This is a genomic window from Pseudoalteromonas sp. 20-MNA-CIBAN-0454, assembly GCF_040308685.1.
In the GTDB taxonomy this organism is placed as follows: Bacteria; Pseudomonadota; Gammaproteobacteria; order Enterobacterales; family Alteromonadaceae; genus Pseudoalteromonas; species Pseudoalteromonas nigrifaciens.
This window is the reverse complement of record NZ_JBEOOB010000017.1, coordinates 35,008-49,894: the sequence shown is the minus strand read 5'-3', so window position 1 is coordinate 49,894 and position 14,887 is coordinate 35,008. Positions and strand designations below refer to the sequence as shown.

At 40.3% G+C, this 14,887-nt stretch carries 11 protein-coding genes; 4 read left to right on the top strand and 7 right to left on the bottom strand.

The genetic code is table 11. From position 1 onward, the window contains the following. Positions 1-2 precede the first annotated feature (2 nt). The 6 genes from folE to ycaO all read right to left on the bottom strand — a co-directional run bounded on the left by folE (position 3) and on the right by ycaO (position 8,248). Positions 3-557, bottom strand: coding sequence for a GTP cyclohydrolase I FolE (folE, locus tag AAEZ22_RS10050; RefSeq protein WP_058372272.1), 555 nt, complete (start codon positions 555-557; stop codon positions 3-5). Positions 558-583: 26 nt separating this feature from the next. After that, positions 584-1,303, bottom strand: a complete 720-nt coding sequence (gene folM / locus AAEZ22_RS10045; RefSeq protein ID WP_011326801.1) for a dihydromonapterin reductase — start codon at positions 1,301-1,303, stop codon at positions 584-586. Between the two features lie 123 nt (positions 1,304-1,426). Further along, positions 1,427-2,263, bottom strand: coding sequence for an NAD(+) synthase (nadE, locus tag AAEZ22_RS10040; protein WP_011326802.1), 837 nt, complete (start codon positions 2,261-2,263; stop codon positions 1,427-1,429). A gap of 73 nt (positions 2,264-2,336) precedes the next feature. Beyond that, positions 2,337-2,966 (bottom strand): YceH family protein, encoded by a 630-nt coding sequence (locus tag AAEZ22_RS10035; protein WP_193038736.1) that lies wholly within the window; start codon positions 2,964-2,966, stop codon positions 2,337-2,339. A gap of 41 nt (positions 2,967-3,007) precedes the next feature. Then, positions 3,008-6,370, bottom strand: a complete 3,363-nt coding sequence (locus AAEZ22_RS10030; protein ID WP_352297137.1) for an ATP-binding protein — start codon at positions 6,368-6,370, stop codon at positions 3,008-3,010. Between the two features lie 120 nt (positions 6,371-6,490). After that, entirely contained in the window at positions 6,491-8,248 is a 1,758-nt protein-coding gene (gene ycaO, locus AAEZ22_RS10025; RefSeq protein WP_193038738.1) for a 30S ribosomal protein S12 methylthiotransferase accessory factor YcaO, read from the bottom strand. A 156-nt stretch (positions 8,249-8,404) separates the two neighbouring features. Between ycaO and AAEZ22_RS10020 the strand changes: the two genes are divergently transcribed. From AAEZ22_RS10020 to AAEZ22_RS10005, 4 genes are all read left to right on the top strand, one after another. After that, the gene (locus AAEZ22_RS10020) at positions 8,405-10,738 is read left to right on the top strand and encodes a penicillin acylase family protein (RefSeq protein ID WP_352297134.1); all 2,334 of its coding nucleotides are present in this window, start codon (positions 8,405-8,407) and stop codon (positions 10,736-10,738) included. 149 nt (positions 10,739-10,887) lie between these two features. Beyond that, positions 10,888-11,739: an MBL fold metallo-hydrolase gene (locus tag AAEZ22_RS10015; RefSeq protein WP_352297132.1), complete on the top strand. Its 852-nt coding sequence runs from the start codon at positions 10,888-10,890 to the stop codon at positions 11,737-11,739. An 88-nt stretch (positions 11,740-11,827) separates the two neighbouring features. Then, positions 11,828-13,399, top strand: a complete 1,572-nt coding sequence (locus AAEZ22_RS10010) for a bifunctional GNAT family N-acetyltransferase/carbon-nitrogen hydrolase family protein (RefSeq protein ID WP_011326808.1) — start codon at positions 11,828-11,830, stop codon at positions 13,397-13,399. Positions 13,400-13,525: 126 nt separating this feature from the next. Continuing rightward, a complete protein-coding gene (locus tag AAEZ22_RS10005) occupies positions 13,526-13,843 on the top strand; it encodes a DMT family transporter (RefSeq protein ID WP_041454308.1) in 318 nt (105 codons plus the stop codon). Positions 13,844-13,912: 69 nt separating this feature from the next. On the opposite strand, the gene AAEZ22_RS10000 is transcribed toward AAEZ22_RS10005, so the two are convergent. Continuing rightward, the gene (locus AAEZ22_RS10000; protein ID WP_179807257.1) at positions 13,913-14,791 is read right to left on the bottom strand and encodes an EamA family transporter; all 879 of its coding nucleotides are present in this window, start codon (positions 14,789-14,791) and stop codon (positions 13,913-13,915) included. Between the last annotated feature and the right edge of the window lie 96 nt (positions 14,792-14,887).

Below are 14,887 nucleotides of genomic sequence, written 5' to 3'. Positions count from 1 at the left end.
AGTTAGCCTTTTATTAGCTGCAAAAACTCATTACGTGTTTTTGGATCGGCTCTAAAGTTACCCAGCATTACAGAGGTACGCATACTTGAGTTTTGCTTTTCTACGCCGCGCATCATCATACACATATGTTTGGCTTCAACAATTACGCCAACCCCGGTTGCACCCGTTACTTCTTCAACGGCTTTAGCAATTTGATGAGTTAGTTGCTCTTGAATTTGAAAACGACGGGCAAACATGTCAACAATACGGGCAAACTTAGACAGTCCCAATACTTTACCATTGGGAATATAAGCAATATGACAACGGCCAGTAAAAGGTAATAAATGATGCTCACACATAGAATAAAGCTCTATGTCTTGTACTAATACCATGTCGTCTGCATCTGAGGTAAATACTGCGTTATTAGTAATTTCTTCTAATGTTTGACGATACCCTTGAGTTAGGTATTCCATTGCTTTAGCAGCACGTTTTGGCGTGTCGAGTAAGCCTTCTCTGTTAGGATCTTCCCCTACAGCGGTAATAATATTTTCATAGCTTTGTTTTAATTCGTTATGCATAAATTTCTCAGTTAATTTAGTTTGGTTTACTTTAAATGCCGACCACCATCTACAGGTATAGCGCGGCCTGTGATGTAGTGGCTATGTAATAGTAAATCAATACTATTGATTATTTCTTGGCATCCTGGTTCGATACCCATTAATGACTTTTTCAGCGTTTTAGCACGATATTGTTCATCATCATGCTCATTAAAAATAATTAACGATGGTGCAACCGAATTTACTTTAATATTAGGTGCGTACTTAGCACTGAACGACTTTGTTAAGTTATCAAGCGCTGCTTTACTTGCGGCATAAGCGACATGTTTTGGGCTACCTGTTTCTACTACGTAATCGGTAAGATGAATAATATCTGCGGGAGTATTCATCTCTGTTTGATAATTTAGTAATAACTCTGCACACAGTAAATTAATTAAATAAGGTGTTTTTGCATGAATTCGCATCATATTGTCAAACAGTTGCGCAAAGTTGGCGTTATTAGCTTCGCAGTCCCAACTGGAAGCATTATGCAAAATAGCGCGTAGTGAGTTGGTATGCTCTTTAAGTGCTTTAATAAAAGTGCTAATACCATCATCAGTACTAAAGTCTGCATAAATGCATACAGCGCCCTGCTGCTCCAGTAAATCAACTGCAGCGTGGCGAGTACGATAGGTAATAATTATCGGCTGCCCTTGTGCAATAAAATGTTTAGCTAAAGCAAGGCCAATGCGTTGCCCAGCACCTGTAATTAAAATCGGTGGTGTCATATATACTACAAAGCTCTCTTTTGGCAGGGGATCAGCGTTAATACCAATTTAATTAAAATCTTACGTAATACTTTAAGCGGTCGATCAGTCAAATTACTAAGGTATCGTACGATAATTACTGTATTAAAGCTCATCGTATATAGTTGGCACTGGTTGACGCTTATGTTGCGTACGCTGATAAATAGCGCTAAGTGTTTGTTCAACCTGTTGCGTAACCGGTTTACCTTCTAAAAAGTCATCAATTTGCTCATAACTTAAACCTAACGCTTCTTCGTCGGTAAGTCCTGGGCGATCACTTTCTAAATCTGCGGTAGGTGCTTTATTAACTAATACAGACGAAGCACCTAATGTACTACCTAAAGCGCGCACTTGGCGTTTAGATAAGCCAAAAAGCGGTGCAAGATCACAAGCGCCATCACCAAACTTGGTATAAAAGCCGGTAATATTCTCGGCACTGTGATCGGTGCCAACCACTAAACCTTGGCAAAATGCAGCAATTTCGTATTGTGCAATCATGCGTTGACGGGCTTTAACATTACCCTTAATAAAATCAATTTTTTCTTGCTCGGGGAGTGACTCACCGTTACCAACAATAGCCGCCATTGTTTGTTCGTGTAGCGCATCGGTTGCAGGCTTAATATTGACGGTCATGCGGCTGCTAGGTTGAATAAAATCAACCGCTAGTTGCGCTTCATTTTCGTCGGCTTGCACACCGTAAGGTAAGCGTACCGCAACAAATTTATAATCAGTAGTGCTTTGCTCTTGGTTAAGTTCATTAACAGCAAGTTGGCATAAACGACCGCACACTGAAGAGTCGACTCCACCACTAATACCTAATACCAAAGACGTTGCATGGGCTGCTATTAAGCGGGCTTTAATAAAGTTAACACGACGGCTAATTTCAGCATTTACATCAATAACTGGCTGCACTTTCATTGCAGCCATAATCTCGGCGCGCATGGCCAACTCCTTAGGGTTAAATAATTATTTCGCTCAGCAGAGCACTTGTATTATGTGATTTAGGGCTAACAAATTAAAGCCCTAAGTGAGCTTTAATTTTTTGTAACTCGGTTTTTAACTCGTCTACTTCGGCGAGTAACTCATTGAGTTCTTCACTTTTTAACTCATCAGTCGTTTGCTCTGCAGGGCGTGTTATTTCACTTATTGGCTGCTCGCCAAGCAAATGCATATAACGACAGTCACGTTTACCAGGCTCGCGCGCGAGTTTGGTTATTATGTCATTTTCAATTAATTTATTAAGTGCAAGCTCAACGTCATCTACACTATTAAAATTTGCTAATCGTGCGCATCGCGTTTTTAATTCTCCGGGAGTTTGTGCACCCCGTAACAGTAACAAGCAAATAATTGCGCGCTGCTGCGCACTAAATTTTAAGCTACTAAACTCGGTGTTACAAAAACGGTGGTCGTATTTATTTACTCGCCCAGAAAGCCCTTCATCAATGGTAACCAGTCGAGCATTTATTAATTCATCGAGTGCAATTTGCACTTCGCTGTCGGTTAAGTTTAAAACCGGTGCACGATTTGATTTTTGATTACACGCATTAGTTAGCGCATTTAACGACAAAGGGTAGTGTTCGGGAGTTGTACTTTGCTTTTCTAGTAAACAGCCAATAATACGCTGTTGATTTGCTGATAATTGCATAACTCATCTCAACTAATAAACTATATGATTAGCTTACACTTTTATTGAGTGCCAAGCCATTGCTGAAGTTTAGGGTGCAGTGCACTAAAATCGAGTGGCTTACTTAAGTAATCATTCATACCCGCTGCTAAGCACTTTTCTTTATCTCCCTGCATTGCATTGGCTGTTAAAGCAATAATAGTTATGTTTTGATAATGCTTACCCGAGTCGCCATTTCTAATCGCTTTAGTTGCTTGGTAGCCGTCCATTTCAGGCATTTGGCAGTCCATTAAAATTAACTGGTAAGTATTAGCGGGTTGCTCATTTAGTTGCTTTATCGCCTCACGTCCATTCTCAGCAATATCAAATGAAATACCGGCTTGTTTTAATAAAGCCCCAGCAACAACTTGGTTAATTTTATTGTCTTCTACTAATAAAACTTGTGGCTCATTTGTATTAACTAATGGCGTTTCAGTGAGTTTATTTTGTAGTTGTGCCTGTTGTTGCTGTTGTTCTATGTATTTATCATTAGCAAGAGAGTCAAATAAGTCTGAGGGCGTTAATGGCTTAAAAATCATTGAGTCTACTTTTAAACTTAGCGTAGAGTCATCTTTGGAATAGCTCATAGGTGCCATTATTATCAGCTTACAACTGTGCTTAGCTAGGTAATTTTTAACCTCAGTAATTTGCGATTGCGGCGCTTGTTCAAAAAAATAATAGTCGATTAAAATAGCATCGAGGGTTGTAGTTGCCTGATCTTTAAAATACGCACTTACAGCAGTGTAGTCGGTTAAGGTATTGGCATTTGCTTGCCATATTATCAGCTGCTTTTTAGCAATGGTTGAGTTTAATAAGCAGCTATCAATAATTAAAATATGTTTGTTTTTAATTAAATGGCTAGGTAGGTCTTGCTGCTTACTTAATTTAGGTTTTATTTTTATTGAAAACGAAAAAGTACTGCCTTCGTTTAGCATACTGGTTACGCTTACTTCACCTCCCATCAGTTCACATAACTGTTTCACAATAGCGAGCCCTAAGCCAGTGCCACCATATTGGCGTGTTGTTGAGGTATCTGCTTGGGTAAATGAGTCAAATAATGTGGAGTGTTTTTCTGGCTTTATGCCAATACCGGTATCAATAATGGAACAAACTAAAGATGTACCATCGGTTGTTTCATCAATTTTTGCGGTGACTACTATTTTTCCGTTAAATGTAAACTTAACCGCGTTACTAATTAAGTTACTTAATATTTGTCGTAACCGATTAGGGTCGCTAACTATTTCGCTGACGGTGATGAGGGTTGCATCTAAAATTAAGATGGTATTATTTTGCTCCGCTTTAAGCGCAAATGATTCAACAACCTCACCTAACAAACGTGGTAAATTAAATTGAATTTTTTCAATATCTAATTTACCAGCCTCTATTTTAGAAAAATCTAAAATATCGTTAATAATATTCAGTAATGATTGCGCCGACGACTGAGCAAGCTCTATGTGGTGCATTTGTTGTTGATCTAACTTTGTGTTTTTAACAATATTAAGCATCCCTAACACCCCATTCATTGGGGTGCGAATTTCATGACTCATGCTCGCTAAAAACTCACTTTTAGCAGCTACAGCTTGCTCTGCGGTTTCTTTGGCGGTTACTAGTTGTTGCTCTGTTTCTATACGCTTTTGGCTAGAGTAAAGGCTGCCAATAAGTGCTGCTACAGCAATTAAAAAGCTTTCTTCGTTGTGCGCCCAAGCGCGGGTTGTATTGCATTGCTCGGCGCAAACCATACCTATGATCCCACTTCCGGCAGGAATAACTGCACACAACATGGCATTTATTTTTAGTGGCTTTAGGTAGTGCTCTTTAATTGGCATTAAAATAGGGCACTGCTGTGCATCTGCTGCACTAAATATGGCTTTATGCTCTATGGCTTCAAAAAAATCAGGAATATCTTTTTGTAACCATGGTTCATTGTTGTTATTTGTTGTGGTGTTTATATTATGAAAGGCAATAGGCTTGAGCTGGGTTCTATTGTCGCTAAATAGCCAAATACTGGCTTGATCTACGTTGAGCGCCTGACAAATTGCTTGAGTAATCACACCTTTAGATTGGCTTAATTGTCCGTTTAAAATTTGATCGTTAACGGTTAAAGACGCCAAGGCTTCGTTAAATAACGATATTTTATTATTTTCTAATTCTATTTTTTTACGGGTATCAATATTTTGTAATGAGCCAAATATTCTTATACAGCGATCATTTTTATGCTCAGCTTCACCGTGCACCAATACCCAAATAATATTACCTTTAGCATCAATAACTTCAAGTTCAGCTTCGTAGCTCTCACCAAATTTAATTGCTCGTTCAATTAATTTAGCTGCTTTTTCTCGGCTTTTTCCGGGCTTAAAGTAGCCAAGATCCTTTGGCCATTGTGGTTGTTCGTCAGGTGAATATTTAAATATTTTTTTGGTCATATCAGACCAATACGCTTGTTTGTTTTCTAAATTAAACGACCAAGCGCCTACTAGAGCCAGATCGCTCATAACCTCTAGCATTTTTTCATTTTGTTGTTGGCGGTTAAACATTTTTAAAAAGAATAAAAACGCCCAAATTAATAGGCCGCATATAATTATTATAGCTACACGCAAAGGCCAAATAGAAGAACTTACAGGGCTCCAGCCCTTTTTAGGAGCAACATAAAGTTGCCAATTACCGCCTTGAAAACTTAAAGAAAACTCAAGAGGATCTTGCTCTATTATGGCGGGCTCACCGTAAAAAAAATCGCCTTTTGTGCCTAAGCCATGGCGTCCTTGAATAGCAACGTTGTATTGTTTTTCGAGTTCATTAATACCTGCGTTTGCATATACTTTTTCAAGATCTAATACCACAGAAAGCAGCCCCCAAAAGGATTTATCCGCTTTATAAACAGGAACGCGAGCAATGAGTGCAGAACCACCTTGTATTAACGTTAATGGGCCAGCCATTACAATTTTATTTGTGTCTCTGGCTCTAATTGCATCGATACGTTGAGCTTCATTGTCTAAAAAGTTAAGGCCTAGGGCTTGTTCGTTACCGGCAAGCGGATAGATCATGTTAATTACCATGTCGGGTGCGCCACCAATATTTCGTAGTTCGTTTGAGGTCTCAAATAAGGGGGCAGCAATTTGCGCAAAGCGTGCTTGCTGTAAATTTGGTTCTGCGGCAACAGCAACACCTAAACCACGAATTAGCTGAATATTAGACACTAAAATAGCTTCAAGTTGTGCTCGGTAAGTGCTTACTTCAGAGAGTATTTGTAATCGGTGTGCATCTTTTGCTCGGTTATAGTTAATCCGATCAAGTACAACACTTACTAATACAATAAGAGTAAGTGATAGCCAGAAGGTCAGCTTAAAATTATGAACTTTATTATTTTTACTATTATTCATTGGCGACATTAGCTACATTTTGCTTTTATATTAGACAGTATCCACTATAGCTAATTTATTGTACAAATAAAAATGGCGCATCAGATTATGCGCCATTTTATTTTTATAATTAATAGTTTAACTAAATTACTAGTCGCTAACCTCGCGTGCCCAATGCTGCTGTTTAGCTACATGGAGCTTGCGATAACCATCGAGTAATGCAGCATGCTTTGTAAAGCCAGTAAGCGATAAGCCTGGGAAGGTTAAACCGTTAAATAATTTACGGCCTTCGGCTATTTCAATTGCGAGCGTTACATTGGCAGTACCAAACATTAAGCCTAATGCATCTTGATAGTCTGCATATTCGCGTTCGTCATCGTATTTTATTTCTAAAATAGCTTTTAAACAGCGAAAGTGACGCATTGCATCTTCGTTTACTTGCCCGGTATGTAATATCCAGTCAACCCAATCAATGGCTTCTTCGTTACCTGCGGCTAGGCAAAGGTGCGCTTTTAGTTCACCAATACGCAGCGTATCCCAAGATGTATCAGGGTCGGTTACTAAACCAATAAACTCGGCAGCGCGAATGATATCGCTATGGCCCGCTTCCTCTAGTGAGTCATAAATTTCCATCCATTGCTCAACGTCGTACTGATCAAGTGATAAAAATGTTTCGCGGAACTTAGCGCCTTCGTTGTTGTTACGCCAAATTAGTTCATCAACTGGGTAAATGTCTGACATACCAGGGACTAAAATACGACATGCATATACGTTTAAGTGAGTGTAATCCATGATGTAAATATCATGCCCCATGCTATGGATTAAGTCGGTACAAAAGTTATATTCTTGCTCAGTTGTGCCGCTAAAGTCCCAATGCACAAAGTCAAAGTCGGCTTTTGCGCGGAAAAAGTCATGAGAAATTAAGCCGCTAGAATCAATAAAGTGCAGTTCAGTGTTTTCTGGAGAGGCAACTTCATCATTATCAAAAGTAGCAGGTTGGAACACATCAAGTTGATCTAAACGACGACCTTGTAATAGTTCTGTTACGGTACGCTCAAGTGCCACTTCAAATGATGGGTGAGCACCAAAAGAAGCAAATACAGAGCCATCAGCTGGGTGAATAAGGGTAACGCTCATTACCGGGTATTTACCGCCTAGAGAGGCATCGGCAATACGTAAATGAAAACCATGGCTGCGTAACTCTTCACACGCTTCATGAATTTTAGGGTACAGCTTAACGACTTCTTCAGGCACGATAGGCAGACACAAGCCCTCAGTAATAATGCGGCTTTTTATAGCGCGTTCAAATACTTCGGATAAGCCTTGTACCCGTGCTTCAAATTTAGTATTGCCGGCACTCATACCGTTAGATACAAAAATATTACCAATAACGTTAACCGGAATATACACATCTTGGTTATCGCTTTGGCGGGTGTATGGCACAGTACAAATACCACGCTTAACATTACCAGAGTTAAAATCGAAAAGGTGCGATGCATTAAGTTCGCGCTCTGGGTCAAAGTAGTCCCATAAGCTTTCATCCATAATGCCCTCAGGCACTTCATCGTTTGTTACTGTAAACCACTTTTCGGTTGGGTAATGGGTAAACTCTGCATGGGCAAATTCTTCACCTAAATAAAAGTCAGCAAAAAAGTAGTTACAGCTTAAGCGTTCAAAGTATTCACCTAATGCCGAAGCTAACGATGCTTTGTCGTTTGCGCCTTTACCATTGGTAAACATTACGCCACAGTCTTGGTCACGAATATGTACCGAATAACAGTTAGCTACAGGGTTAAGCCATAACGCTTCCTCAATATTAATATTAAGGGCTTTTAGCTTATTTTGCATAGTAGAGATCGACGATTCTAAATCGCGGTCTTTACCTTTTATAAATGTTTTATCAGTCATACTCATCTCAACTAGGGCTGCACAATATGTGGATTAGCTATTATCGTGGATTTTGAGGTTTATTTCATCCTTTGCGCCGCAGAATATGACTTTTTAATAGAAGGATAGTAAATATATGTTAATAATACTTTATTAGAATTTTTAAAGGATAGCTGGATGTTTAAAGTAATCAAGCGCTTGCTGCTGTTAGTAGTGGTTTTAGGGCTGGCCGGTACTGCGGTTGTTTATGGTGTACTTAGTTTGAGTTTACCAGCGCTTGACGGCAAAGGTCATAGCGAAGCGATTAATGAGTCGGTCATTATTTCGCGTGATGTACTTGGTCAAGCTGTTATAAAAGCACAAAGCCACAACGATGCCGCTTATGGTTTGGGGTATGCGCATGGGCAAGACCGATTTTTTCAAATGGACTTACTGAGGCGTAATGCCGCTGGTGAGTTGAGCGAAATTTTTGGTAAGGCGGCGCTAGCACTAGATAAAAAAATGCGTTTTCATCAATTGCGTAAACGCAGCCAAGTTATTTTAAAAAATCTTCCTGAGTCGGATAAGCAATTACTTAAAAGCTACGCTCAAGGGGTTAACGAAGGGTTAGCGCAAATAGGTTACTCAAGCTTTGAATATTTGCTCACTGGTGCACAGCAAAGGCCATGGCAAAGCGAAGATAGCCTATTAATAATTTTTAGTATGTATCTTGATTTACAAAGTGCCACCTTTGAGCGCGACCAAGCATTAATTCAAATTGAGCAGCAATACGGCAAACATATGCTCAAATTTTTAACGCAACCTAGTCAATACCAAGCTGCGCTTGATGGCAGCCAACTAGCACCTTACAGCGCAGGCATACCTAAACTACCAATACCCAAGCAACAAACGCAGCAATCATCCACTGTGCAATCATCAACACCAGCAATGTATGCATTTAATTCTTTTGCAGCAAGCCAAGAGCGCGGCAGTAATAACTGGGCAGTTACCGGCGCATTAACTACAACCGGAGCTGCTATGCTCTCCGATGACATGCACTTAGCAATGGCAGTGCCTGTTATTTGGTACAAAGCGCAACTAAATTATGTACATAACAATGTAAAAACCCAAGTTACGGGCGTATCGTTACCGGGTGCGCCAGCTATTGTAGTAGGCACTAATAATCATATCGCATGGGGGTTTACCAATGGTTATATTGATACCGCGGATTGGGTTGCGCTTACAAGTAACAATAAAGCGTGGCAAGTAGATGAGCAAATTGCATTACCTAATAATGAAGCCGAAACTTACACACTTACCCTGAGCGAATATGGCCCGGTAAAATATATTAACGGGCAAGCTTATGCACTGAGCTGGGCGGCGCATCAAAGTTATGCGGTTAATATGCAATTATTACAGCTCGAACAGGCTACCGAAGTTGATGATGCCCTTGCTATAGCCAGCGATGTAGGTATTCCGGTACAAAATTTAATTGTAGTTGATAGCCAAGGCAGTGCCGCATGGAAGTTAATGGGGGGGATTCCTGGGCGTAAAACACCCAGCGAGCTTAGTGTTAAAAGTACTGATTACTCGCCGCTTTGGTTGCAAAATGAAGCGCAGCGCCCCGTGGTTAAAAACCCAGTAAGTGGACGAATATGGACTGCAAACTCACGGGTGGTAAGTGCTCAGGATAACGAGCGTTTTGGTAACGGCGGATATTCACTTGGCGCGCGTGCAACACAAGTGCGCGACCGCTTGTTTGAAAAACAAAAATTTGTTGAAGATGATTTTTATCAATTACAGCTTGATAACCAAGCACGATTTTTAATTCCTTGGCACGCTTTATTGCTCAAGCAACTCAAAGCCGATGAAGGTAATAACGCCGCGTATATTAGCGCTGTTGAAAACTGGCAGCAGTGCGCGTGTGCAAGCTCAGTAGGTTATACCTTGGTAAAGCATTATCGCGATGAAGTGATTAATATTACCTTTAGTACGTTGCAGCAAAGCTTAAGTGAGAAAAATGGCACGTTGAGCTACGTAAGGCGTGACTTAGAACCGGCAGTTTGGCAGCTTATTAACGCGCAACCAAGTAGTTGGCTCAATCCACAATTTTCAACTTGGGAGCAGCAGCTGCAGGGGGCATTTAGTCAAACTATTGCTAAACTCAGTACGCAATACGGTAATAACATTCAAGGCTGGCAGTGGGGCAAAGTAAACGAGCTGGTTATAGAGCATCCGTTTGCTAAACAAATACCAATACTTGCCCGCTTTTTAAATATGCCAAAAACGCCAGGGTTTGGTGACAGTTACATGCCAGCAGTGCAGGGGCGTAGCTTTGGTGCTTCACAGCGCTTTATTGTACAGCCCGGACATTTAGAAAACGCCATTTTAACTGTGCCTGGCGGGCAGTCGGGGCACCCGTTATCAAACTTTTATCGTGCTGGTTTTAGTCAGTATATTAATGCAGAAAACACGCCATTATTACCACAAGCGCTAGTACATCAAATAATAATATCGCCAAAAGGCAAGTAACTGTTTAGTGAACTAAGCTAGTGCCTGTTTATCTTTTTAGGGTGAATTTACAGCCGTATGTTTGGTTTTTAGGTAAGGCAGAGTCTATGTCGTGTAGTTATTCTTCATAAATAGACGATAATTAATTATAAATATAAGTGAGCACTAAAATGAAAAAATTACTTCCCGCATTAATCACTGGTTTGTTGTTAAGTAGTGCGGCTTATGCCGATGAAAGTGTAGTTAAAACGCAAAAACTGAGCGAGCATATTTATATGTTACTTGCTCAAGGAGGCAATATTGCTGTAAGTGTCGGCGACGATGGTATTTATATTATTGATGATCAATTTGCCAAGCTTTCAAGCGATATTAAAAAAACGATTAGCGATTTACAGCCCGGCAGTACTGAGTTTGTAATTAACACCCATCATCATGGCGACCACACCGGAGGCAACGAAAATTTTGCTAAAGCAGGTGCCCACGTTATTGCTCACGATAATGTGCATAAGCGCTTAGTAGCGGAGCATGGTGAAGGGTCAGATTTTTTACCACGGATTAGTTTTAGCCACGATTTAAAGCTGCACTTTAACAACGAACATGCGCATGTAATGCATTATCAGCATGCACATACTGACGGTGACGCAGTCATATTTTTTAACAAGGCTAACATTGTACACATGGGCGACATTTTCTTTAACTTTGGCAGCTTACCGTTTGTAGATGTAGACAGTGGTGGCAGTGTTGATGGTATTTTAGCGGCTGTAGATGACGTAGTGAAACAAATTGACGATAATACAAAAGTGATCCCAGGACATGGTCCGCTAAGCGATCGTTCAGGGCTGGTGGTGTATCGTAAGCTGGTGCAAAAAGCCAAAGATGTTATGCTTAAAGCAATGCAAAACAAGGCGAGCTTAGAGCAAGTACTTAACGCCGACCCATTGGCAGAGCTTGGCCTTGAATACGCTAGCTGGTTACCTAAAGAGCGTGTAACTACACTTTTTTATCGTAGTTTAAAACAATAAAAATGAATTAAGTAATAGCACATCAACTATTTTATTAAGCTGGGCGTATGTTCGGCTTTTTTATTCCCCATTCCTCAAGGAGTTGTGTATGACGGTAGAAAAAACCCATCTCGAAATTTGTAATTTAACTAAAGAGCAATACCCACAAATTAAAACCTTGATGGATCAAGCATACCCAGATTTAGGTGGTGCATGGCCTAGCCATACAATTTTTAGATTAATAGACCAGTTTCCAGAAGGGCAAATAGGCATTGTGGATGATGGTGTGCTGGTAGGCTTAGCATTAAGCGTGCAAGTAGACTATGCCCGCTTTTCTAACCCCCATACATATGAAGACATAGCCGATGGTCATGACCGCGTATTTAGTGATACCGCTGGCGATGCACTGTATGGCTTAGATGTTGCGATTAGCGAAACGCACAGAGGTATGCGCCTTGGGCGTAGGCTGTACGATGCCCGAAAAGAATTGTGCCGCCAATACAACTTACGCGCTATTTTAGCGGGTGGTCGTATTCCGCGTTATTACAATCATAGTAATGAAATGACCCCAATGGAATATATAGCTAAAGTAGATCAAAAAGAGCTGTACGATCCTATCTTAAGTTTTCAGCTAGCAAACGATTTTCAAGTTAAACGCTTACTTAAAAAGTATTTACCCGAAGATCAAGAATCAGTAGGTTATGCCACATTACTGGAGTGGAATAACATATTGTACGAACCAACCGACACCGTTATTAATATAGTAAAGTCGATTGTGCGTGTAGGTGCGGTGCAGTGGCAAATGCGTAAGGTGGAGTCGGTAGAGGAAATGCTCAAGCAGGTCGAGTATTTTGTTGATACGGTTTCTGATTATCAAAGTGACTTTATTTTATTCCCTGAGTTTTTTAATGCCCCGCTAATGGGCTTAACTGAGCAAGTTAATCAAACCGAAGCGATCCGCAATTTAGCCGAGTACACAGAAACCTTTAAAAATGCTATGTCGCGTATGGCAATTGAATACAATGCCAATATTATTACCGGCTCAATGCCAGTAGCCGACGGGGATAAAATTTATAACGTCAGTTATTTATGTCACCGCAGCGGTAAAATAGATGAGCAACGTAAAATTCATATTACCCCGCATGAGCAAAATGACTGGGTTATTCAAGGCGGCGACAAAATAGCGGTATTTGAAACTGATGCAGGGCGTGTTGGTATTCAAATTTGTTACGATGTTGAGTTTCCAGAACTATCTAGAATTATGGCCAAAGAAGGCTTAGAAATTTTATTTGTACCTTTTTGGACTGATACTAAAAATAGCTATTTACGGGTACGTCATTGTGCTCAAGCACGCGCTATTGAAAACGAATGTTATGTGGTTATAGCAGGCTCTGTTGGTAACTTACCAGAAGTAGAAAGCCTAGATGTACAGTTTGCACAATCGGCAGTACTTACACCGTCTGACTTTTCATTCCCACATGATGCAACACTCAATGAGGCAACCACTAATACCGAAATGTTGTTATTTAGTGACCTTGATATGGATAAATTAAAAATTCTTCACAGCGAAGGGACAGTACGTAACTTAAAAGATCGACGTGAAGATTTATACGACATAATGCTAAAAAAAGTGAGCGACGATAAAAAGGTTAGTGCGGATAAGCAAAAAAGTAGCTTTTAATCACTACAAAATAGGTAGCTTATTAAAGTGTGAGCTGGTTAATTATCATTAATCTTGTTTATTGCTGTTAATGAATAAATTAGCTCGCTAAAATACCGCAAATTTTTAATAGAGTGAGTGCTTTAAGTGGCTTGGATGTATTTAATAATTGCGGGCTTGCTTGAAATTGGCTGGCCAATAGGCTTAAAAATATCGCAACAAAGTGACAGCCGCTGGTTAGGTATTGGCATTGCGGTTGCATTTATGGTGGTTAGTGGTTTTATGTTGTGGCTAGCCCAGCGTGATATTCCTATGGGTACATCTTACGCGGTATGGACAGGCATTGGCGCTGCTGGCACATTTATTGTGGGCATTTTGTTTTATGGTGATGCCGCCACTTTTGGCCGTATTGCCGGTGTATTAATGATTATTTGCGGTGTGATCACACTTAAAATAAGTCATTAAAAAGTAAACTCAACGCGGTTTAATCAAAAAAGCGCAGGCTTTTAATCCTGCGCTTTTTTTTGCTAGTAATTAATTGGGCAGCATGACTAAAATAGCGGCAACAGCAATGAGTAATAACCCGGCGCTGTCTTGTTTTTTAAGCGGTTGTTTTAGCCACAGTACGGCAATGAGTATGGTAAAAAACACCTCTATTTGGCCAAGCGTTTTTACATAGGCAACATGCTGCAAGCTCATGGCGCTAAACCAGCCAATAGAGCCCACACAGCTAAAAATACTAATCGCGACAGTTGTGCCCTTATATTGCCAAAGTTTACTGAGGGTGTGTGGCTCTTTTAATAATAAATAACCCAGCAATATTAGAGTTTGTAAGCTAATAACAAAAAGCAGTACCCAAGCAGCAGAGTGAGGAAATAATAGCCCTGAATTTAAACTGCCCTCACGTACCCATAATGAAGTAAGCGCAAAGCAAGTACCGCACGCAAGCCCTAATAAAGCTGTTTTGGCATCGAAGCGTTTAATGCTGGTTATACCGCTCATTAGCAGTACGGCAATAGCCCCTAAAAATACCCCCAACCAACCCAATAAGGTTAACGCCGAGCCAAAAAATAATACTCCTAAAATAGCGGCAACCAAAGCCTCACTTTTTGCAAGCCCAGCGCCCACAGCGTAATTATTCATTTTAAATAATTTAACCATTAAGCCAGTAGCAAGAATTTGCATAATACTTGCGCCAATAATAAAGCCCCAAAAAGCATTATTAAAACTAGGCATAGCGGTATCTTGGTATTGATATAAACCATACAAATACACAGCAGCAATAGGGCCTGCAACAATAAAACGCGATAGAGTAACGCCAGCTACGCTCACATTACTACTTAACTTACTTTGCAGTGCATTGCGCCACGCCTGCATAAAAGCGGCTAAAAAAGTGAAAAATACCCAAGTCATAATAACAATACAAAAATAATAGAGGGCGATAAGTTAACAAGGTATACAAAGTAAAGCGATAGTGCTTTAGGCTCAGCTGCGACAATATGCCGCAGT